Here is a 22,300-nt window from a genome sequence, read left to right as displayed (position 1 = left end):
TGTGCAACAACGAGGAACTGTCATGACCCTTTCCGTCAACTACGATGCCGCCTTCGCCAGCTCGACCATCGACGACTACCTGGCCTTCTGGAGCGCCGGCTTCGTCACCGCCGGCCACGGCTACAGCAACACCGGCGGCTTCAGCAACGGCACCTTCGACGGCGACCAGTACGCCACCCACGGCCGCAACAGCTCGGACTACGCCTTCATCGCCGACAGCGACAGCGCCAACGGCCTGCACTATGTGTTCGACCCGTCCAAGGCGCCAGGCGACAACCTCAACCACTACCTGTGGGGCTCGCTGGACAACGTCTCGCTGGGCGAAGTGCTGGGCGGCGGCAGCGGCAGTGATTTCACCCTGGGCAACTATGTGGTCAGCTTCAATGGCCTGGACCTGGATGCCGCGCAGGGCGCAGGCCGTGCCGGCAACGAAGTGCAGGGCGTGATCTACGGTCTGATGCAAGGCAACACGTCGGCCCTGGAGGGCGTGCTGGACAACCTGCTGGCCAGCTATGGCGTGTCGACCAACGACACCTTCGATGTGGTCGCCGCCGCCTTGAGTGGTGCTGCCGCCAGCGTCGCCTCGGCCGAGGCTGTAGGCGTGCAGGCGCTGCCCGAGGACCTGGCCCTGGCCGCCTGAAGCCAGGCATGAAAAAGGCCAATGGCAGATCGCTCCGCCATTGGCCGCTGTGTTCGCATCACGGCCCGTGTCTTGCCGGGCCCAGGCCGTGGTGCCAGCGAATTCTGCGAGGCGAGCGCCGTCGGGTCAATGGCGCGCTCGCCCCGCTTGTCGAGGCCATCGATGAAAACACCCCGCAAAGCCACCGGCGAATTGCGCCAGGCCCTGCTCGATTGCCGTGGCGGGCTGGGCAACGTCGCCCTGTTCACCGCCGTGATCAACCTGTTGATGCTGGCGCCGGCGCTGTACATGCTGCAGGTCTACGACCGGGTACTGTCATCGGGCAACGAGATGACCCTGCTGATGCTCAGCCTGATGGTGCTGGGCCTGTTCGCCTTCATGGGCGCGCTGGAGTGGCTGCGCAGCCAAGTGCTGATCCGCCTGGGCACTCGCCTGGACCTGCGCCTGGCGCCGCGGGTGTTCGAGGCCGCCAGCCAGGCGAGCCTGGCCGGGCACCGGGACGGCGCGCAACAGGTGTTGGCCGACCTCACCAGCTTGCGCCAGTTCGCCACCGGGCAGGTGCTATTTGCCTTCTTCGATGCGCCGTGGTTTCCGCTCTATCTGTTGGTGATTTCCCTGTTCAGCCCCTGGCTGGGCTTGCTGGCGCTGGTGGGCGCGGTGTTGCTGGCCGGCCTGGCATGGCTCAACGAACGCCTGACCCAGGGCCCGTTCGCCGAGGCCGGGCAGTTGTCGCAACAGGCCATGCAGCAGGCAGCGGGCAACCTGCGCAACGCCGAGGCGATCGCCGCCATGGGCATGCTCGGGGTGGTGCGGCAGCGCTGGAGCGTTTTGCAGCAGGGCTTTCTGGCCTTGCAGAACCTGGGCAGCGAACGCATGGCCGCTGTCACGGCGCTGTCCAAGGCGGTACGCCTGGCCTTGCAGTCACTGGTGCTGGGGCTTGGCGCCTGGCTGGCGCTGGAGCACCTGATCACCCCGGGCATGATGATTGCCGGTTCGATCCTCATGGCCCGCGTGCTGGCACCGATCGACCAGCTGATCGCGGTGTGGCGCCAGTGGGGCGCCGCGCGCCAAGCCTATGCGCGGGTGGATGCGTTGTTGCGGGCCTACCCGCCGCAGGCCGCTGGCATGCCGTTGCCGACGCCGCGCGGGCAGGTACGGGTCGAGCAATTGGCAGGGCGGGTGCCCGGAGGTGAGCGACTGTGCCTGAGTGGTATCGGTTTTGACCTGGCGGCCGGCGAGTCGCTGGGCTTGATCGGTGCTTCCGGCTCTGGCAAGAGCACCCTCGCGCGCCTGCTGGTGGGCGCCGCCAGCCCGGCGGCGGGCAAGGTCTGCCTGGACGGCGCGGCGCTGGCCCAGTGGGACCGGCAACAGTTGGGCCGGCATATCGGCTACCTGCCCCAGGATGTCCAGCTGTTCGCCGGCAGCATTGCCGAGAACATCGCCCGCCTGGGCCCGCTGGACCCTGACCAGGTGGTGGCGGCGGCGCAACTGGCCGGGGTGCACGAGCTGATTGTGCAGTTGCCCCAAGGCTACGAGACGGTGCTGGGCGAGGGTGGTGCCGGCCTGTCGGGCGGGCAGCGCCAGCGCATCGGCCTGGCCCGCGCACTGTATGGGCTGCCGGCCCTGATAGTGCTGGATGAGCCCAACTCGAACCTCGACGAGGCCGGCGAGCGCGCCTTGCTCGCGGCGCTGGCGGCGTTGAAGGCGCAGGCGCGCACGGTGGTGATGATCAGCCACAAGTCGAGCCTGCTGGTGGGGCTGGACAAGCTGCTGGTACTGCAGGGCGGGCAGATGCACAACTTCGGGCCGACCGCCCGGGTGCTGCAAGCTGCCGCACGCCCGGCCGTCGCGCCAGCGCGCGGCAGCGTCAGTTACAGCTTCAACCAAGGTAGCCAGAGATCCTGACATGAGCGTGCATCCGTTGTTTTCACCTGCACCGGCCACGGCGCGGAACGTCCATCCCCTGCGTGACGATGCCCGGGGCCCGGCACGGGCCGGGCGCTGGCTGGTACTCGCCGGCTTTGGCGGCTTTTTGCTGTGGGGCGCCCTGGCGCCGTTGGACAAAGGCGTGCCGGTCAGTGGCAACGTGGTGGTGGCCGGTAGCCGCCAAGCGGTGCAGCATCCTGCCGGCGGGGTAATCGAGCAGTTGTTGGTGCGTGACGGCGACCGGGTCGACGCCGGCCAGGTGCTGCTGCGCCTGGATGCTACCCAGGCCCAGGCCCAGCAAGGCTCGTTGCGCGTGCAGTACGTCAATGCCAGGGCGGGGGAGGCGCGCTTGCTGGCCGAGCGGGACGGCCAGGCGCAGATCGACTTTCCGCCGGCACTGCGTGAGCAAGCCGCCACGCCTTGGGTGGCCACGGCCCTCGAGGCCCAGCGGCAGTTGCTGTCCAGCCGTCGGCAGGCGTTGCAGATGGAACTGGCCGGCCTCGACGAGAGCATGGCCGGAGCCGCGGCTTCGCTGCAGGGCCTGCAGGGTACGTTGGCCAGCAAGCAGGCCCAGCGCGAGGCCCTTGACGAACAGCTCGGCGGGCTGCGTGAGTTGGCCCGGGACGGCTACATCCCGCGTAACCGTCTGCTCGACAGCGAGCGCCTGCTGGCCCAGGTCAATGGTGCGATCGCCGAGGACCTGGGCGCGATCGGCCGCACCCGGCGCCAGATCCAGGAACTGAAACTGCGGGCCAGCCAACGTCGCCAGGAATTCCAGAACGATGTGCGTCAGCAGTTGAGCGAGTTGCAGGCCAGCGCCGAAGATCTGGACAACCGCCTGCGCAGCGCCGATTTCGAACTGGCCCATACCCAGGTCCGCGCGCCGGTGGCCGGCACGGTGGTGGGCCTGAGCGTGTTCACCAACGGTGGCGTGATCGGTCGTGGCCAGCAACTGATGGAGATCGTCCCGGCCGAGGCGCCGTTGCTGGTCGACGCCCGCGCGCCGGTGGAGCTGGTGGACCGGCTCAGGCCCGGGCTGCCGGTCGAGCTGCTGTTCGTCGCCTTCAACCAGAGCACCACGCCACGGGTGCCAGGGGAGGTGACGCTGGTGTCGGCTGACCGACTGCTCGACGAGAAGACCCAGCAGGCTTATTACCAGGTGCGGATCAAGGTCAGCGAAGCCGGCCAGCGCCAGCTCGCCGGGCTTGATATCCGCCCTGGCATGCCGGTCGAGGCCTTTGTACGTACCGGCGAGCGCTCGCTGCTCAACTACCTGTTCAAGCCGTTGGTCGACCGCATGCATGTGGCCCTGGCGGAGGAATGATGTCGATGCGTTTGCCTGTCGTTGCCCTGTTGCTGGGCTTGAGTGGGCCGGTCATGGCCCTGGACCTTGGCGATGCCTATGCCCTGGCCTTGCGCAACGACCCGACGTTCAAGGCGGCGGCAGCCGAGCGCCTGGCTGGGGTCGAGCACCTGGCGATCGGCCGGGCTGGGCTGCTGCCGAACCTGTCGTACCGCTACAACCGTGCGCGCAACGATTCCGAGGTCACTCAGCGCAGCCAGTTCGGCGATGTCACCACCCAGCGTGACTACCGCAGCTACACCTCGACCCTGACCCTGCAGCAGCCCCTGTTCGACTATGCCGCCTGGAGCCAGTACCGCAGTGGCCTGGCCCAGGCAGCCCTGGCCGACGAGCGCTTTCGCGGGCGCGGCCAGGAACTGATGGTGCGGCTGTTCGGTGCCTACAGCGCAGCGCTGTTCGCCAACGAGCAGATCGCCCTGGCCCAGGCCCAGCGACGAACCTATGCCGAACAGCTGACCCTCAACGCGCGGCGGCTCAAAGGTGGCGAGGGCACCCGCACCGATGTGCTGGAAACCCGTGCCCGCTACGAGCTGGCCCAGGCCCAGGAGATCGAGGCCGGCGACAACCTCGACGCGGCGCTGCGCGCGTTGCAGGCGATCATCGGCGAGGCGGTGACGGTCGAGGACCTTGCGCCCATGGTCAGTGATTTCCACATTCAGCCATTGGCGCCTGCCCGTTTCGAGCCCTGGCGCGACCTGGCCGTCGCGCACAACGCCGAACTGGCCAGTCAACGTCTTGGGCTCACGGTCGCCGAACAGAACATCGAACGCCAGCGGGCCGGTCACCTACCATCCTTGAGTGCCTATGCGAGCAAGGGAATATCCAGTTCCAGCTCCGAAAGCAGCTACAACCAGCGCTATGACACCGACAGCATCGGCCTGCAATTGACCGTGCCACTGTTTGCCGGCGGCGGCGTTGCGGCGGCGGTGCGCCAGGCCCGGGCGCAGCGCGATGCGGCGGGTTTCGAGCTGGATGCGCAGTTGCGCGACACGGTCAACCAGTTGCGCCGGCAGTTCAACCTGTGCGCAAGCGGCACTGCCAAGATCCGCGCCTACGACCTGGCCGTGAAGGCCGCGGCGGCGTTGGTGCAAGCCACGCGCAAGAGCGTCGAGGGCGGCGAGCGGGTCAACCTGGATGTGCTGGATGCCGAGCAGCAGTTGTTCGGCGCCCGGCGCGACCTGGCCCAGGCGCGGCACGAATACCTGCGGGCATGGTTGCAACTGCGGTATCTGGCGGGGGTGCTGGAGGTGGGAGATCTGAATGTGTTGAACCGGTACTTCGTTGCGCACTTGTAGCGCCTTCAGCCGTGGCCAGGGAACCAACCACCACTGGCCCTGTGGAAGCCAAGCCAGCGGGCTGCGGGCCTGGAAATGAAAAAAGGGAGCCGACGATGCGCGTCGGCTCCCCTCGATGACCGTCCTGGTCAGCGATCAGTGTTCGGCCACGGCCTTGCGCCTGGGGGCCTCGTTGCCATGCTCGTCGAGTTCGAGCACCGGTACTTCGTTGCCCTCGGCGTCGAACAGCTTGCCGTCCTTGAAGTAGTCGCCATCGCGCAGGGCGGAGATGTCCGAGTACTGGATGGTGCGCTCGTAGGCCGCGGCGAACACCGACTGGTTTTCCGAGTTGCCGGTGGTGAAGTGGTTGAACATCAGGTTCAGCACGATCGCCATGATCGCCGCGGAGCTGATGCCGGAGTGGAAGATGGTTTCGAACCAGCTCGGGAAGCTGTGGTAGAAGTTCGGCGCCGCGATCGGGATCATGCCGAAGCCCAGCGAGGCCGCGACGATGATCAGGTTGACGTTGTTCTTGTAGCTGACTTTCGACAGGGTGCGGATGCCGCTGGCGGCCACGGTGCCAAACAGCACGATACCGGCGCCCCCGAGCACCGGGGTCGGGACTGCCGCGATCACCCGGCCCATGATCGGCAACAGGCCGAGCACAACCAGGATCACGCCGCCGGTGGCCACGACATAGCGGCTCTTCACCCCGGTCACGGCCACCAGGCCGACGTTCTGGGCGAAGGCGCTCTGGGTGAATGAGCCGAAGATCGGTGCCAGGATGCTCGACGCCATGTCGGCGCGCAGGCCATTGCCCAGGCGCTTGGAGTCGACCTTGGTGTCGATGATCTCACCCACCGCGAGGATGTCCGCCGAGGTCTCCACCAGCGTCACCATGATCACGATGCACATCGACAGGATGGCGGCGATGTGGAAGGTCGGCATGCCGAAGTGGAACGGGGTGGGGAAGGCGAAGATCGGGCCTTCGGTGACCTTGCTGAAGTCGGCCATGCCCAGCGCCCAGGCGATCAGCGTGCCGGCAACCATCGCCAGCAGGATCGACAGGCGCGAAATGCTCGCGCTGCCCAGCTTGCTCAGCAGCAGGACGATGGCGAAGGTCAGCGCCGCCAGGCCGATGTTGGCCATGCTGCCGAACTCGGGCGATGCACTGTTGCCACCCATCACCCAGCGCGCGGCAACGGGCATCAGGGTGAGGCCGATGGTGGTGATGACGATACCCGTCACCAAGGGCGGGAAGAACTTGGTGATACGCGAGAACACCGGGGTAATCAGGAAGCCGATCAACGAGGCCGCCATGACCGCGCCCAGCACCGCCGGCAGGCCACCGCCACCCTGGCTCCCGAGAATCGCACCCATGGTCGCCACGCCCGCGAAGGATACGCCCTGGACCAAGGGCAGCTGGCAACCGAAGAACGGCAGCCCAAGGGTCTGCAGCAACGTCGCCAGCCCACCGGCGAACAACGAGGCGGCGATCAGCAGGCCGATTTCCGCCGGGGCCAGGCCGGCGGCCTGGCCGAGAATCAGCGGTACGGCGACGATCCCTCCATACATGGTCAGGACATGCTGCAGCCCGTAGGCCAGGTTGGCGCCAAGGCCGAGGTTCTCGTCCTCGGGGCGCGGGGCGGGAGACGTGCTGGGGGACGTGGTCATGGAGCAGGCTCTCTGTTTATTGTTGTGGCGCTACTGTAGACAAGTCCTACAAAACATTGCCACAAGAATTGTATACAAAGTTTTGATCGTAGCGTCGGCAAGGGTGCCTCCAAGGTGCACGTAACCCGGATGCACGTTGCGTTCCAACGTGGTAGAGACTGTCCTAGAGGGATGTGTACAAGAGGGCCTGAAAGCGGGGGAAAGCTGTCTAGCCGGACAGGAAAGCCATCGCGGCTAGATTGTTAGCAGGCTAAGAGATATCAATCTTCGATGAGTTCGCGCAGCTCGCGCATCATTTCGGTGCTGTCGGCCAGGTTCAGTTCCACAAGACGGTGCAGGTGCGACATCGAATCGATATCGATGTACAGGCAGATGAAGCCCAGGCGGGTCGGCTCTTCGTGACGCAGTTCGACCTGCATCTGGACCCGTGTCGTCCTGTCGTTGAGGTGGATGATCGCCTCGAAATCCTGGGTCAGGTCGGCGTCCCACGGTTCGGGTCGTTCGATCAGCAGCCCCTTGAGTGAAAGGTCGAGCAGGGTGACCGGCCAGCGTCGTTGCCCTTGGCGTAGTTCGGTGGGAGCATCGAAGGCGATGCGCTGGAAACGGCGGCGTTCGTCGTGGTCGCTCATGGCAGTTCTCCGGGTGACACCCTGACTATAGTTAGTTGGGTAGGTGCATCAGGTACCGCAATCTGGCCGCAGAGGCTCTAGACCAAAGCAAGTGTGGCAATGCGCGATGACACGCCCTAGACTCGATGGGCGGTCTTTTCCAATCCACCAGCTGGAAGTAAACCATGAACAACAATAATAGCCTGCTACGCCACATTCCGTGGCTGGCGCTGGCAGTCATAGGGGCTTGCGCGCTGGGTGTGGTTGCCCTGCGTCGCGGCGAGGCGATCAACGCCTTGTGGATCGTGGTCGCGGCAGTGGCCATCTACCTGGTTGCCTACCGTTACTACAGCCTGTTCATCGCCACCAAGGTGATGCAGCTCGATCCCCGCCGGGCCACGCCCGCGGTACTCAACAACGATGGCCTGGACTACGTCCCGACCAACAAGCACATCCTCTTCGGCCATCACTTCGCCGCCATTGCCGGCGCAGGTCCCCTCGTGGGCCCGGTGCTCGCCGCGCAAATGGGCTACCTGCCCGGCACGCTATGGCTGATCGCCGGCGTGGTGCTGGCCGGCGCGGTGCAGGACTTCATGGTCCTGTTCCTGTCCACCCGCCGCAACGGCCGCTCGCTGGGCGACATGGTCCGCGAGGAAATGGGCCGCATCCCTGGCACCATCGCCCTGTTCGGCTGCTTCCTGATCATGATCATCATCCTCGCGGTGCTGGCGCTGATCGTGGTCAAGGCCCTGGCCGAGAGCCCATGGGGCATGTTCACGGTGATGGCGACCATCCCGATCGCGATGTTCATGGGCGTGTACATGCGCTACATCCGCCCGGGCCGCATCGGTGAGATCTCGATCATCGGCGTGGTCCTGCTGCTGCTGTCGATCTGGCTGGGGGGCCAGATCGCCGCGGATCCGGTGTGGGGCCCGGCGTTCACCTTCACCGGCGTGCAGATCACCTGGATGCTGGTGGGCTACGGCTTCGTCGCCGCGGTGCTGCCGGTGTGGCTGGTGCTGGCGCCGCGTGACTACCTGTCGACCTTCCTCAAGATCGGCACCATCGTCGGCCTTGCCATCGGCATCCTGATCATCGCCCCCGAGCTGAAAATGCCGGCGCTGACCCAGTTCACCGACGGCACCGGTCCGGTGTGGAAGGGCACCCTGTTCCCGTTCCTGTTCATCACCATCGCCTGTGGCGCGGTGTCCGGCTTCCACGCGCTGATCTCCTCGGGGACCACGCCCAAGCTGCTGGACAACGAAACCAACGCTCGCTACATCGGCTACGGCGGCATGCTGATGGAGTCGTTCGTCGCCATCATGGCCATGGTCGCCGCCTCGGTGATCGAGCCGGGCGTGTACTTCGCGATGAACAGCCCGGCCGCGGTGGTCGGTGCCGACGTCGTTTCGGTGGCGCAGACGGTCAGCAGCTGGGGCTTCATGATCACCCCGGAGCAGCTCGAGGCCACTGCCCGTGACATCGGCGAGCACACCATCCTGGCCCGCGCCGGTGGCGCGCCGACCCTGGCGGTGGGGATCGCGCAGATCCTCCACCAGGTGCTGCCGGGCGAGAACACCATGGCGTTCTGGTACCACTTCGCCATTCTGTTCGAGGCGCTGTTCATCCTGACGGCGGTGGACGCCGGTACCCGAGCCGGGCGCTTCATGCTCCAGGACCTGCTGGGCAGCTTCGTGCCGGCGCTCAAGCGTACCGAGTCGTGGACTGCCAACCTGGTCGGCACCGCCGGTTGCGTGGCGCTGTGGGGCTATCTGCTGTATCAAGGCGTGATCGACCCACTGGGCGGCATCAACACCCTGTGGCCGCTGTTCGGCATCTCCAACCAGATGCTGGCCGGTATCGCCCTGATGCTCGGCACCGTGGTGCTGATCAAGATGAAGCGCGAGCGCTACATCTGGGTCACCCTGGTGCCGGCCGTGTGGCTGTTGATCTGCACCACGGCCGCCGGCCTGATCAAGCTGTTCGACCCGAACCCGGCGGTTGGCTTCCTGGCCCTGGCCAAGAAGTACAGCACCGCGCTGGACGCCGGCCAGGTACTGGCCCCGGCCAAGGACATCGGCCAGATGCAGCACGTGATCTTCAACGCCTATACCAACGCCGGGCTGACCATCCTGTTCCTGGTGGTGGTGTTCAGCGTGTTGTTCTTCGCCATCAAGGTCGGCTACGCCGCCTTGGGTCGCAAGGAGCGCAGCGACAAGGAAACCCCATTCCAGGCCCTGCCTGACGCTTGAGAGGAATGCCGTGATGTTCAACGACCTGGGTCGACTGGGTAAGTACCTGGGGCAGGCAGCCCGCCTGATGGTCGGCATGCCCGACTACGACAACTATGTCGAGCACATGAGCAACAAGCACCCGGACAAGCCGGTGATGACGTACGAGGAGTTCTTCCGCGAGCGTCAGGAAGCACGATACGGCGGCAAGTCCGGGCCCAAGTGTTGTTGATCCCGCTTCATGTGTAGATCGGGGGGAGCCAGGCGAATGGTCTCCCCCTGACTGCCACATCACCTTCCGATTTACCAGGACCCTGTGGGAGCGGGCTTGCCCGCGAATGCGTCGGTGAATTCAATACCCCATTCGCGGGCAAGTCCGTTCCCACAGTGGCCCCCGCAATCATTCCCGGATTCAGGAGATTTCCGCGTGCAAACGCCGATTCCCGTTACCGTGCTGACCGGCTTTCTTGGCGCCGGCAAGACCACCCTGCTCAAGCACATGCTCAAGGCCGAGCACGGCCTGAAAATCGCCGTGATCGAGAACGAGTTCAGCGAAGCCGGCATCGACAGCCAGCTGCTGGGTGATGAGCCGGTGCAGGTCATGACCCTGGCCAACGGCTGCGTGTGCTGCAGCATCCATGGCGACCTGACCCGCGCGCTGTACTTGTTGCTTGAACGCCTCGACGCCGGCGAAATCGCCTTCGACCGCCTGGTGATCGAATGCACCGGCCTGGCCGACCCAGCCCCGGTGGCACAGACCTTTTTCATCGACGAAGAGCTGCGCGAGCGCTATATCCTCGACGGCATCATCACCCTGGTCGATGCCGTGCACGCCGAGCTGCACCTGACCCAGGCCATCGCCCAGGCCCAGGTGGGCTTTGCCGACCGCTTGCTGTTGAGCAAGACCGACCTGGCCGAGCCTGAAGTCGTCGAAGCGCTGCGTGAGCGCCTGGCACGCATCAATGGCCGTGCGGCGATCCGCGTGGTCGAGCACGGTCGCATCGATCTGGCCGAGCTGCTCGATGTGCGCGGCTTCAACCTCAACCCGGAGCTTGGCATCAGCCTGAAGCCCGCCTTGCGCCCGCTGCTCAAGCCCGCGACCCCCGACCGTATCTCGACGCTGGTGCTGCGCACCGAAACGCCGTTGGATATCGATCGCCTCAGCGACTTCATGAACGAGCTGCTGGAAGAGCACGGCAAGCAATTGCTGCGCTACAAGGGGGTATTGAACATTGCCGGTGAAGAGCGCCGGCTGGTGTTTCAGGGGGTGCTGAAGCTGTACGGGTTCGACTGGGATGCCGAGTGGCAGGACGGCGAGACGCGGGAAAGCGTGATGGTGTTCATCGCTGATGAGCTGCCGGAGGAGGAGATTCGGACAGGGTTTGAGGCGTTGAGTTGCGAGGGAGTCAGAAGTATCTGACTGGCTAATGCCGCATTATGGCCAGCCCTTTCAAGGTCTTTGTTGCGCGAGGCTATTGACCGAGTGAGGGCTGCCAAGTGTTCGCCACAGCCCTTGCAGCGCCTATCAGATCGAGCGCCGCCCGCGCGGCGCATCGCGACGCAAGGCCGCTCCTACATCTGTTTCGGGCCAGTCAATCCTGTGCCATTACCTTGGTCCGCCTTGTTGGTACGACGCGGTTCCAGTGTGGGCAACCACTGGCGCCTCACCTGTCTCAAGACAGGTACCAAGGCGGGCAACCATGGCCTGACAGGTTCGGCACGTTGCAACAAATGTAGGAGCGGCCTTGCGTCGCGATGCGCCGCGCGGGCGGCGCTCGATCTCATAGGCGCAGGAATCTTAGCGGTGAATACCTTGAAAGGTCTGCGCCTTATGGCAGCATTTTTTTAGAGCGAGTCGCCAACCAGGCGAGTGATGCCAATCCAGCGCACATCATAACCAACATGGTTGGGCTCATACCCACGGAGCTGGATATCAAGTTCGTCAGGGCAGCCAGTAGTTGGTGAACAAGCGCAATCAGTGCCATGGCGGGAGAAGCAGCTCCTGTTGACTGCCTGCTTGCCAGTGACAGGCTCACCGGGTATGCCACTCCCTGAGCTACAAGCATCAGGCAATAGGGGAGCCAGATCGCATAAGCCGAATTTTTCAACAGGGATGATGCAATAAGCATGATGAGTGCGCTAAATAACAGCGAAGCACTAGAAAATCGAAGCATCCTTGCTTCGTTGTAACCGGTTGCAAAGGTGCTTGCCAGGCGAGTACCGATTAGATAAGCAATGCTGATTGGCCATCCCAACAGCCCATATTCCCACATGGACCAATTGAATGACTGCTGGAGAAGCAAGGGCGCGGCACTGCTAAATACGACGATGATGGAGTACCCAAAACCTCCAACAAGCACGGGTAGAATAAAACGCGGTTGCACAATGAGTTTATGGAGGCTGGTGCGCTCACCTGTTCGGCGCGGAACGACTATGTGCTGAGCTGCGATATTCCAGCCCTTCAGTGTTGCCATTAGTACACAGGGTATCGCGACGAGCAGCATAGCTATTCGCCAGTTTGTCAGTGTAGCAATCATCGCCCCGATAAACTGAGAGGCGCCGAGGGAAAGTACGAAGCAAAGTGAAAGGCTGCTATAGGCTCGCGTCAGATCCTTGCCATCATACTGCTCGACCAGCAAAGCACGAGCCGCAACTGATATACCGCCCGCCAGGGCTCCCTGAAGCAGGCGTAGAACAAGAAATACCCAGGCAACGGGTGATACTGCTAGCAGAAAGGTGCAGCAGCCGTAGAGGAGTAGTGTCCAGGTCAGTATTCGGCTTGAACCGAGAGTGGCTCCCAACCGACCCCACAGCATTACGCATGCCCCCATTCCTACGAGAAACAGGCTCAAACTAAGTGCGGCGAACTCATCTGTTGCATTCAGGTCGTCCGCAATGGCCGGGAGCATGGGTAGATAGAAGGTTATACCCGACTGGCACAACAGTACGGCTAAGCAACTGAAGTAGAGAATTCGCCGACTGGTCATGGCTGAGTGTTCAGTAAGTCGGCGTTAGCAGGGTTGTTGTATTGGTGTATCGATTTCGCGTGACTGCCACGTCAAACACTTCCTGCAATGGTTTGGAGCGAACAGTGTGCATTGCAGGAAAGCCTCGGTATGTCCGAAGTCAGGTACTTTGGCCGAGGTAATTTTCCGGGAGGAGTGTCAGGGATACCTTGGAGTATCGCGGAGGATTAAACACACTCGTTCAAGGTTTTGTAGCGCCTGTATGCGTCCAGAACACAAGGCACAAAAAAGCCCGGCACATGGCCGGGCTTTTTCACATCAGGCGTCTGCCAATCAGTTGCCGTACACCGGCAGCTTCTTGCAGATGGCCTTGACCTTCTCACGCACGGCGTCGATCACCGCTTCGTTGTTCAGGTCGGCCAGGATGTCGCAGATCCAGCCAGCCAGTTCGCGGCACTCGGCTTCCTTGAAGCCTCGGGTGGTGACGGCTGGGGTGCCGAAACGCAGGCCCGAGGTGACGAACGGCGAACGTGGGTCGTTCGGGACCGAGTTCTTGTTGACGGTGATGAAGGCCTTGCCCAGGGCGGCGTCGGCGTCCTTACCGGAGATTTCCTGCTTGATCAGCGACAGCAGGAACAGGTGGTTCTGGGTGCCGCCGGAAACGACGTCGAAACCACGCTCGATGAACACTTCGGCCATGGCCTGGGCGTTCTTCACCACTTGTTGCTGGTAGGCCTTGAACTCAGGCTGCAGCGCTTCCTTGAAGCAAATCGCCTTGGCGGCGATGACGTGCTCCAGCGGGCCGCCCTGGGCGCCCGGGAAGACCGCGGAGTTGAGCTTCTTCTCGATGTCGGCGTTGGCACGGGCCAGGATCAGGCCGCCACGTGGACCACGCAGGGTCTTGTGGGTGGTGGTGGTGACCACGTCGGCGAACGGCACCGGGTTCGGGTACACGCCAGCGGCGACCAGGCCAGCCACGTGGGCCATGTCGACGAACAGGTAGGCACCGACCTTGTCGGCGATGGCGCGGAAGCGGGCGAAGTCCAGCACCTGCGAGTAGGCGGAGAAGCCGGCGACGATCATCTTCGGCTTGTGTTCCAGGGCCAGGGCTTCGACTTCGTCGTAGTCGATCAGGCCGTTGGCGTCGATGCCGTACTGGATGGCGTTGTACAGCTTGCCCGAGGACGACACGCTGGCGCCGTGGGTCAGGTGACCGCCGTGGGCCAGGCTCATGCCCAGGATGGTGTCACCGGCCGACAGAAGGGCCAGGTAGACGGCGGCGTTGGCCTGGGAGCCGGCGTGCGGCTGGACGTTGGCGTAGTCGGCGCCGAACAGTTCCTTGGCGCGGTCGATGGCCAGTTGCTCGACGACGTCGACGTACTCGCAGCCACCGTAGTAGCGCTTGCCTGGATAGCCTTCGGCGTACTTGTTGGTCAGTACCGAACCCTGGGCTTCCATGACAGCGGGGCTAGTGTAGTTTTCCGAAGCGATCAGCTCGATATGCTCTTCCTGGCGCAGAGCTTCTTGCTGCATGGCTTCGAAGAGCTCGGCGTCGTACTTGGCAATGGTCAAATCACGGCTGAACATGGCGGTCCTCAAGGATCGGGCTGAATTGGGTGGGCATTCTAACCGATTGATTCGCCGCTGGCATATGAAGTGGCATCAAGTCGCGGACCAATGGGGCTCATGTTGCAACCCGCGCCGTGTCTGGGCTGGAGTTGACTCCGGGGTCCGTTTTCCAGCGCTGCGCCGTGCCCCTGTAGATACCGTCTTGACCCTCACCCCGCAAGAGGGATTTTGGGGTCAAACGGTATCCCCGACTTCACCACCCCGTAAACCAGGTGCAGCAGCTTGCGCATCGCCGCGCAGACGATCTGTTTGTAAGCTTTGTGCCGGCTGCTCAACCGCTCTGCCAGTTCCTTCACAACAGGGTTATGTCTGATTGAGACAGTGCCTGACATCCACAAGCCTGCACGCAGCCTTGAGGCGCCTGTACGCGAAATAGTGCTCTTACCTATGAACTCTCCCGATTGCTGCACCACTGGGTTTAAGCCTGAAAACGCGACAATCGCAGAAGGGCTTTGGTATTTCAGTGGATCGCCCAGTTCGGCGAGCAGCAACGTAGCAGTGGTGTCACCCAAACCATCAATCGAGGTAATCAGCTCACGTCGCTTGCGCAGGTCTGGATCATCATCGATCGTCTGCTCGATGGCCTTCCTGGTCTTTTCCAGCTCTTCGTTGATGTGCCCGATTACGTCTTGAATCGACTGCTGTACCGCATCTAGTGCGACATCCAAACGATTCTGCTCCATCTGGCGCATTTCCTTGAGGTCGTCCAGTCGCCGCACCAGAGCACGCAAGCGGCGCTGCGCAGGGGGCTCAGGCTCCCACTGGCGAAGCGAGACAGCCTTTTGTTGGCCATAGGCAGCAATGACTTTGGCGTCAGCCTTATCTGTTTTGACGCGCCGAAGCTCCACGTCAGCGAATTTCGCAATCACCGCCGGGTTCAGAATGCACACCCGATAACCTTGGTTGTGACAGTGCTCGGCCAGCGCTTCGTGATAGATGCCTGTAGCCTCCATAACAATCCAGGCGCCTGGTTCAGCATGGCGCTCAAGCCAGTCGCTAAACTGCCTGAACCCTCCAGGATCATTGGACAGCTTGGCTTTGGTGCGCATCTTGCCATTGGGGAGCGGGATGGCAATGTCGAAAGATTTTTTGGCGACATCAACGCCAACAAAGACGGACATGATCTCCTCCTTCAAACTACGAAAGTCGATCACCCTACACTCAGTTCAACCTTGTTAATGCGTGCTCACGCCGGGGGCGGGCACTAGATACCGTTCGAACTCGTCGAGTGGGGTTGGAAGACCAGAGCGTTATCTACAGTGCGGGCTTGATGCCCTTGGAGCGGCTCTGCTTCAAGGCCTTCCCTCGATGATCAGTCGAGAACTTTCGCCTCTAGGGAGGCGAAAGTCGAGATACAAGGAGCGGCCTTGCCGAGGCGTCGGACCGGTCGGAATGGGTCGCAAAGCGACCCCGGCAAGTCTAAGTCGGACGCCAATTCTCAACACCTTGAAAGGGCTGGCTCCTACAAGGACCGTGTGGCAGCACGCTCACTGAAACATGAACAACGTCTCGTTGCTGAACTGCGCCTCGAACTGGTTGGCCGGCATCGGCCGGCCGAACAGGTAACCCTGCACTTCGTCGCAACCATGCTCGCGCAGGAACTCCAGCTGCTCGTGGGTTTCCACGCCCTCGGCGATCACCGCCAGGTTGAGGCTGTGGGCCATGGCGATGATCGCCCGGGCGATCTGCGCGTCCTGCTCGCCCTCGGGCAGGCCGTCGACGAAGGTGCGGTCGATCTTGAGCACGTCGATGGGGAACTGCTTGAGGTAGTTGAGCGACGAGTAGCCGGTACCGAAGTCGTCGACCGCAATGCTCAAGCCCAGGTTCTTCAGGCTGTCGAGGATCTGCATGGCCTCGTTGACCTCGCGCATCAGGATGCTTTCGGTCAGCTCCAGCTCCAGGCACGCCGGTGGCAGGCCGGTCTCTTCCAGGATGGTGGCGATGCGCGTGCCCAGCTGGCCATCGGAGAACTGCCGGGCGGAGATGTTCACCGACACCTTCGGCACCCGCACCTTCTCCTTGTGCCAGGCCTTGAGTTGGCGGCAGGCCTCGCGCAGCACCCAGTCGCCGACATCCACCACCAGGCCGAGCTCCTCGATCACCGGGATGAAGTCGCCCGGCGGCACCAGGCCGCGGGTCGGGTGGCGCCAGCGCAGCAGGGCCTCGGCGCCGGTCAGGCGCTTGCCGTCGCCGCTGAACTGCGGCTGGTAGTAGAGGGTGAACTCGTTCTGCTCCAGGGCATGGCGCAGGTCGCTCTCCAGCTCCAGGCGTTCCAGGGCGCTGGCGTTCATGTCCGCCTGGTAGAACTGGAAGTTGTTCTTGCCGCGCTCCTTGGCGTGGTACATCGCCGTGTCGGCATTCTTCATCAGCTGGCTGAGTTCGCTGCCATCCTGCGGGCTGAGGGCGATGCCGATACTGGCGGTGACGAAGAACTCGCGGTTCTCCAGCACGAACGGGGTCACCAGCCCGCCGAGGATGCTCTCGGCCACGTGGATGGCGCGGTTCAACGCCTGTTCACGGGTGGCCCGCGGTTGCAGCAGCAGGGTGAATTCGTCGCCGCCCATGCGTGCCACGGTGTCGTCTTCGTCGACGCAGGCCAGCAGGCGTTCGGCCATGTCCTTGAGCATGCGGTCGCCCGCGGCGTGGCCGAGGGAGTCGTTGATCGGCTTGAATCGGTCAAGGTCGAGGAACATCAGCACCACCCAGGCCTTGTGCCGTTCGGCCTGTTGCAGGGCGGTGTACAGCCGGTCCTGGAACAGCGTGCGGTTGGGCAGGTGGGTCAGGGCGTCGTAGTAGGCCAGGCGGTGAATGCGCTGTTCGCTGGCCTTGCGCTCGCTGATGTCGGTGAAGAAGCACACATAGCTGGCCAGGTCGCCTTCGTCGTCGAGCACGGCGGTGATGCCGACCCAGGCCGGATAGTGCTCGCCGTTGCGGCGCTTGAGCCACACCTCGCCCTCCCAGCTGCCGCGCTGGTTGAGCTGCTTGAGCACATAGCCCAGGTGGGCGTTCTGCTGCTGCTCGACGGTGAGCATGCCGGGCAGCTGGTCGAGCACTTCGGCCACCGCGTAGCCGCTGACCCGGCTGAAGGCCTCGTTGGCCTGGACGATATAGCCGGCCGGGTCGGTGATGAGGATGGCCGAGGTGGAGTGCTCGAACACCGTCGCCGCCATGCGCAGGTCTTTTTCGGCGCGGCGTTGCTGGCTGATGTCGCGGCCGACGCCGAGCACGCCTTCGAAGTGCGCGTGTTCGTCCCATACCAGTACCAGGCGCAGTTCGATGGGGATCTTGCGGCCATCGGCGCGCAGGCAGTCGAACAGGAACAGCTGGGTGGGCAGGGTATCGCGCAACTGGGCCAGCTGGGCAGGGTCGCCCAGGGCCTTGCTGACCCGTTCGAGCAGGCTGTAGACGCCGGTCAGCTGGCCGGGGTTGGCAATGATCGACTGCCAGCCGTTGGCGAAGATCCAGTCGGCCTGGTAGCCCAGCACGGCATGTACCGAGGGGCTGACATAGTTGAGCTGCAGCTGGCTGTCGGTGGAGAAGATCACGTCGCTGATGCTTTCGGCGAGCATGCGGTAACGCTGTTCGCTGTCGCGCAGCGATTGGCTGGCCTCGATCTGCACGGTGACGTCCTTGCCCACGCCGATGATGCGGCTGACCTGGTCGTCGGCGCCGCGGCTCAGCACCTGCTCGCGGATCTCGTAGCAGCGCCAGCCGCCATCACGGTGGCGGAAGCGCAGTTGACAGTGCAGCGATGCGCCGTAGCTGGTCTCGCGCTGCTGCTGGCGCAGGGCGCGGTAGTGCTCGGCATCGTCGGGGTGCAGGAGCATTTCCCAGAAGCGCTCGCCCATCTGGGCCAGTTCGGCGCGGTCGTAGCCGAGGGTCTGGCCCAGGTGGCGGTTACTGAAGATCATCCGCTGGCTGTTCACGTCCTGCACGTAGAGCTGGTCGGGCACGGTCCGCACCACGTCGGACCAGAAGCCCTCGCGCTCGAGCAGCGACAGCTCCACCTGCTTGCGGCTGGTGATGTCGCTGATGCTCAGGATCACCGCCTGGAAATCGCGGCGCTGCTGCGGCAGGCGCACCATCAGCCACAGGTGCAGCTCGCCGCCCAGCGGTGCTGGCAGGCGCACTTCCAGTTCGAGCTGCTGGCGCTGTTCGATCAGCGCGTCGATCAATTGCATGCCGACGCTGTCGCGGCCATCGCCGCTGCCGTCGATCAGGCGTTGCCAGGCGCCTTCGTGGCACTCGACGTTGAGCAACTGGCGCGCCACCTGGTTGATCTCGGTGATCTTCAGCTCTTGCAGCAAGGTGCGGCGCAGGTTGCCGTCCAGCGCCAGGCTCTGCTTGAGCGCGGCGCGATTGCGCAGGTGGTAGCGGTCGAGCTGCCCGGGCAGGCTGGAGAGGTCGAGCACGCACAGGGCGACGCCGGTGCCTTCGAAGATTTCCTGGTAGCGTCGGCGGTCTTCCTGCAGGGCGCGCTGGCGCCGGCGCATGTTGATCAGCGCCAGCACTGGCAGCAGGGCGCAGAACAGCACCAGCACGCACTTGCCGATCAAGGCCGGCAGCAAACGGTCGCGGGCCTGGCCCGCATCGAACAGGCCGCGCAATTGCCAGGTGCTGTTGTCGAGGAACGCCAGCATCACGCTTTGCAGCGGCTCGCCGCTGGTGTGCTTGTGGCCATGGCGTTCGATCACCTGGTCACTGCGGCTGTTTTCCAGCAGCCACAGCGGATGAGTCGGGCTGTCCAGGTGCACGGTCAGTTCCCGGTAGTACTCCGGTGCCAGGCGCAGCAGCCAGTAGCCGCGGTCCTGTTCGGCCGGTTGGCGCAGCAGCAGGTAGACCTGCTGGTTGTCGGGCGCGTTGCTGTAGAAGTAGGCGCGGCCCTGGTTCAGTTGCAAGAGCTCGTCAATCTGCTGACGGTCCGGCGTGCCGGTCTGGGAGTCGTTGCGCACCTCGCCGTCGGCATCCAGCCAGGCCATGGCGCGCAGGGCCGGCAGGCGCGCCTGTAGCGTGGCGAGCAGCGACGGCAGGGCGGCAGGCGTCGGAGGTTTGACGTATGGCTGGACCAGGTTCAGCGCCTGTTGCGACTTGAGCGCCATGTTCAGGTTCAGGTGATCCGCCAGTTCGGCGCTGGTCGCCAGGCTCTGTTCGCGCAGGTCGGCCTGGGTATGGCGGAACTGCGCGAACAGTTGCCACAGCAGCAACCCCAGCAAAACCAGGGCGAGCAGGGCCAACGCCCCCTTGAGCGAGCCACGCAGGTGGCTGCCGGCCGAGGTTGCGGCAGGACGCGAAAGGGGCGATTGCGTGAGATTGGTCAAGCGTTGGTCCTGCGATAGGGCTGGCGATGGCAGGGGGCTAAGGTCGTGGCACATGCACGGGGCGTGCCGTGGTCCGGCGCACTATAAGGTGGCACATGCCAGCCGACTAGCATGCCTTCAAACATGGCAAAGTGCCAGTCCGCGTGTCCGTTGGCCGACCTGCAGCCGGTCATGCCGGTTCGGCAAGTCCCTGTCAGCTGTGCGAGAATGCCGCCCGCTTCAATAGTCAACGCAACGGAGATGTACGGTTTTGGTTACCCACTATTCCACCAATGGCCTCGATTCCGCCTGTGGGCGCAGCAGTCAGACCCTGGTCAGCACTGCCGTGGCCGAGGACGTATCCTGCAAGACCTGCCAGCGTTCGCTGGCCAAGCCGGACGCGGCCGCCAGCGCCAACAAGGCGCCGTCGCTGGCCGAGCTGCGCAAGTCGGCCAAGGCCGCCGCCGCGCCGGTTGCCCAGGTTGCCGCGCAACCCGCCGCCAAGCCTGCCACCGCGCCTGCCAAGGCCGTCAGCAAGCCGGCCGGCAAGCCCGCCCGCAGCGCCGGCTTCAGCGTCAAGGCCGCCTGGGCCGCGCGCCTGGCCGAGCAATCTGACCGTTGCCGCCTGCCGCGTGGCAAGGCCAAGCAAGCGCACGTCTGATTCCTGCAAGGCCGTTGTCGGGCCCTTAGCGGGCAAGCCCGCCCCCACAGGTAGTGTTCTGTTCGCAGACCCTGTGGGAGCGGGCTTGCCCGCGAAGGGACCGCGACAGGTGGACGCGCCAAGGCGCCTCACTCGCTCGGCCACCCTGTGCAACAACGCAGGTTGGCGTAGAATGGCCCACTTTGTTCAACGACACCCCGTAACTACATCCCCCTGGCCCATGCCGGGGCGCGTGTCTTTACCTATCTAATTTAGAGGGCTTGGTTTTGGCTCAATACGTCTACACCATGCATCGGCTGAGCAAGGTCGTGCCGCCGAAGCGGGAAATTCTCAAGAATATTTCCCTGTCGTTCTTCCCCGGCGCCAAGATCGGCGTGCTGGGCCTGAACGGCGCGGGTAAATCGACCCTGCTGCGGATCATGGCGGGCGTCGACAAGGAATTCGACGGCGAAGCCCGTCCGATGCCCGACATCAATGTCGGCTACCTGCCCCAGGAGCCGCAGCTGGACCCAACCAAGACCGTGCGTGAAGTGGTCGAGGAAGCGGTCAGCGTGATCAAGGACGCCCAGGCCCGCCTGGACGAGGTCTACGCCGCCTACGCCGACCCGGACGCCGACTTCGACAAGCTGGCCGCCGAGCAGGCCAAGCTCGAGGCCATCCTGCAGGCTGCCGACGGTCACAACCTGGAGCGCCAGCTGGACGTCGCCGCCGACGCCCTGCGCCTGCCGGCCTGGGACGCGAAGATCGAGCACCTGTCCGGTGGCGAGAAGCGCCGTGTGGCGCTGTGCCGCCTGCTGCTGTCGGCCCCCGACATGCTGCTGCTGGACGAACCGACCAACCACCTGGACGCCGACTCGGTGGCCTGGCTGGAGCGCTTCCTCCACGACTTCCCGGGCACCGTGGTGGCGATCACCCACGACCGTTACTTCCTCGACAACGTTGCCGGCTGGATCCTCGAACTGGACCGCGGCGCGGGCATTCCGTACGAAGGCAACTACTCGGGCTGGCTGGAAGCCAAGTCGGAGCGTCTGGCCCAGGAATCCAAGCAGCAGAGCGCCCACGAGAAGGCCATGAAAGAGGAACTGGAGTGGGTGCGCAAAGGCGCGAAAGCCCGCCAGTCCAAATCCAAGGCCCGTCTGCAGCGTTTCGAAGAGATGCAGTCGCAGGAGTTCCAGAAGCGCAGCGAGACCAACGAGATCTACATCCCGGCCGGTCCGCGCCTGGGCGACAAGGTCATCGAGTTCAAGAACGTCACCAAGGGCTACGGCGACCGCGTGCTGATCGACAACCTGTCGTTCGCCATGCCCAAAGGCGCCATCGTCGGCGTGATCGGCGGCAACGGCGCCGGTAAGTCGACCCTGTTCCGCATGCTGATGGGCAAGGAGCAACCGGACTCGGGCAGCATTGAGATCGGCGAAACCGTGCAGCTGGCCTGCGTCGACCAGAGCCGCGAGGACCTGGACGGCAGCAAGACCGTGTTCCAGCAGATCTCCGACGGTTCCGACCAGATCCGCATCGGCAGCTACGAGATCCCATCGCGCACCTACGTCGGCCGCTTCAACTTCAAGGGCGGCGACCAGCAGAAGTTCGTCAAGGACCTCTCCGGCGGTGAGCGTGGTCGTCTGCACCTGGCCCTGACCCTGAAAGAGGGCGGCAACGTCCTGCTGCTCGACGAACCGTCCAACGACCTCGACGTCGAAACCCTGCGTTCCCTGGAAGAGGCCTTGCTGGACTTCCCGGGCGCCGCCATCGTGATTTCCCACGACCGTTGGTTCCTGGACCGCGTGGCCACTCACATCCTGGCGTACGAAGACGACTCGAGCGTGGTGTTCTTCGAGGGCAACTACACCGAGTACGAAGCCGACCGCAAGAAGCGCCTGGGCGATGCCGCTGCCCAGCCGCACCGTGTGCGTCACAAGAAGCTGGCCCAGTAAGCTGGTTTTGGTTGCACAAGGATGGGGCCCTCAGGGGCCCCATTTTTGTGCCTGGGCATAAATGAGTGGTGGCTTTTTCGCGGGTAAGCCCGCTCCC

General features: G+C 64.0%; 15 protein-coding genes. 9 read left to right on the top strand and 6 right to left on the bottom strand.

Translation table 11 applies throughout. The features are described 5' to 3' along the window. Nucleotides 1-22: 22 nt before the first annotated feature. From HU772_RS21370 to HU772_RS21355, 4 genes are all read left to right on the top strand, one after another. The gene (locus HU772_RS21370; RefSeq protein ID WP_186661345.1) at nt 23-640 is read left to right on the top strand and encodes a heme acquisition protein HasA; all 618 of its coding nucleotides are present in this window, start codon (nt 23-25) and stop codon (nt 638-640) included. A gap of 162 nt (nt 641-802) precedes the next feature. Then, nucleotides 803-2,545: a type I secretion system permease/ATPase gene (locus tag HU772_RS21365; RefSeq protein ID WP_186661346.1), complete on the top strand. Its 1,743-nt coding sequence runs from the start codon at nt 803-805 to the stop codon at nt 2,543-2,545. 1 nt (nt 2,546) lies between these two features. Beyond that, on the top strand, nt 2,547-3,890 hold the full coding sequence (locus HU772_RS21360) for an HlyD family type I secretion periplasmic adaptor subunit (RefSeq protein ID WP_186661348.1): 1,344 nt from the start codon (nt 2,547-2,549) through the stop codon (nt 3,888-3,890). Nucleotides 3,891-3,895: 5 nt separating this feature from the next. Then, nucleotides 3,896-5,224: a TolC family outer membrane protein gene (locus tag HU772_RS21355; protein WP_437182407.1), complete on the top strand. Its 1,329-nt coding sequence runs from the start codon at nt 3,896-3,898 to the stop codon at nt 5,222-5,224. 135 nt (nt 5,225-5,359) lie between these two features. Here HU772_RS21355 and HU772_RS21350 read toward each other — a convergent pair whose 3' ends face one another. Beyond that, a complete protein-coding gene (locus HU772_RS21350) occupies nt 5,360-6,877 on the bottom strand; it encodes a nucleobase:cation symporter-2 family protein (RefSeq protein WP_186661352.1) in 1,518 nt (505 codons plus the stop codon). Between the two features lie 260 nt (nt 6,878-7,137). Then, nucleotides 7,138-7,506 carry a PilZ domain-containing protein gene (locus HU772_RS21345; protein ID WP_186661354.1) on the bottom strand — a complete coding sequence of 123 codons (369 nt, stop codon included), beginning with the start codon at nt 7,504-7,506 and terminating at the stop codon, nt 7,138-7,140. Nucleotides 7,507-7,670: 164 nt separating this feature from the next. Here HU772_RS21345 and HU772_RS21340 point away from each other — a divergent pair, with 164 nt between their 5' ends. From HU772_RS21340 to yjiA, 3 genes are all read left to right on the top strand, one after another. After that, entirely contained in the window at nt 7,671-9,737 is a 2,067-nt protein-coding gene (locus tag HU772_RS21340; RefSeq protein ID WP_186661356.1) for a carbon starvation CstA family protein, read from the top strand. A 13-nt stretch (nt 9,738-9,750) separates the two neighbouring features. Next, entirely contained in the window at nt 9,751-9,948 is a 198-nt protein-coding gene (locus tag HU772_RS21335) for a YbdD/YjiX family protein (protein ID WP_145188604.1), read from the top strand. A gap of 195 nt (nt 9,949-10,143) precedes the next feature. Beyond that, nucleotides 10,144-11,136, top strand: a complete 993-nt coding sequence (gene yjiA / locus HU772_RS21330) for a GTPase (RefSeq protein ID WP_186661358.1) — start codon at nt 10,144-10,146, stop codon at nt 11,134-11,136. A gap of 409 nt (nt 11,137-11,545) precedes the next feature. On the opposite strand, the gene HU772_RS21325 is transcribed toward yjiA, so the two are convergent. From HU772_RS21325 to HU772_RS21310, 4 genes are all read right to left on the bottom strand, one after another. Continuing rightward, nucleotides 11,546-12,703: an MFS transporter gene (locus HU772_RS21325; RefSeq protein WP_186661360.1), complete on the bottom strand. Its 1,158-nt coding sequence runs from the start codon at nt 12,701-12,703 to the stop codon at nt 11,546-11,548. 312 nt (nt 12,704-13,015) lie between these two features. After that, the gene (gene glyA, locus HU772_RS21320; protein ID WP_186661362.1) at nt 13,016-14,269 is read right to left on the bottom strand and encodes a serine hydroxymethyltransferase; all 1,254 of its coding nucleotides are present in this window, start codon (nt 14,267-14,269) and stop codon (nt 13,016-13,018) included. Between the two features lie 191 nt (nt 14,270-14,460). Next, on the bottom strand, nt 14,461-15,432 hold the full coding sequence (locus HU772_RS21315) for an IS110 family RNA-guided transposase (RefSeq protein WP_217858722.1): 972 nt from the start codon (nt 15,430-15,432) through the stop codon (nt 14,461-14,463). A 366-nt stretch (nt 15,433-15,798) separates the two neighbouring features. After that, complete coding sequence (locus tag HU772_RS21310) at nt 15,799-19,629, bottom strand: sensor domain-containing protein (protein ID WP_186661745.1); 3,831 nt, start codon at nt 19,627-19,629, stop codon at nt 15,799-15,801. Between the two features lie 250 nt (nt 19,630-19,879). Between HU772_RS21310 and HU772_RS21305 the strand changes: the two genes are divergently transcribed. Together HU772_RS21305 and ettA are read left to right on the top strand one after the other, a co-directional pair. Next, nucleotides 19,880-20,269: a hypothetical protein gene (locus HU772_RS21305; RefSeq protein ID WP_186661744.1), complete on the top strand. Its 390-nt coding sequence runs from the start codon at nt 19,880-19,882 to the stop codon at nt 20,267-20,269. A 266-nt stretch (nt 20,270-20,535) separates the two neighbouring features. Beyond that, nucleotides 20,536-22,203, top strand: coding sequence for an energy-dependent translational throttle protein EttA (gene ettA, locus HU772_RS21300; protein WP_028691353.1), 1,668 nt, complete (start codon nt 20,536-20,538; stop codon nt 22,201-22,203). The last annotated feature ends 97 nt before the right edge of the window (nt 22,204-22,300 follow it).

It is taken from the genome of Pseudomonas xantholysinigenes, assembly GCF_014268885.2.
In the GTDB taxonomy this organism is placed as follows: domain Bacteria; phylum Pseudomonadota; class Gammaproteobacteria; order Pseudomonadales; family Pseudomonadaceae; genus Aquipseudomonas; species Aquipseudomonas xantholysinigenes.
The sequence above is the reverse complement of the archived record's forward strand: the minus strand, read 5'-3'. Positions and strand labels throughout refer to the sequence as shown.